Annotated in this window: 1 protein-coding gene; it reads left to right on the top strand. The window is 66.0% G+C overall.

Annotation, left to right across the window (positions count from 1 at the left end; genetic code table 11):
* The coding region (locus KPB06_RS34410; RefSeq protein WP_275920604.1) for a (Fe-S)-binding protein at window positions 1–212 on the top strand (212 nt) is incomplete at both ends.

The raw sequence follows: 212 nt of genomic DNA, 5'->3' as shown, positions 1-212 counted from the left end.
CGTGAACAAGAAGATGCCGGGCAACCTGCCGAAGAAGACGGCGCGCGCGCTGCTGGACATCGAGGACAACAAGATCGTGCCGATCATCCGCGACCCGAAATCGACGACCGTCGATTCGGAGGCGGTGTTCTACTTCCCGGGCTGCGGCTCCGAGCGGCTGTTCTCGCAGGTGGGGCTGGCGACGCAGGCGATGCTGTGGGAGGCGGGCGTGC

The sequence above is a fragment of the Burkholderia semiarida genome (assembly GCF_029268935.1).
Classification (GTDB): Bacteria; Pseudomonadota; Gammaproteobacteria; order Burkholderiales; family Burkholderiaceae; genus Burkholderia; species Burkholderia semiarida.
The sequence above is the reverse complement of the archived record's forward strand: the minus strand, read 5'-3'. Positions and strand labels throughout refer to the sequence as shown.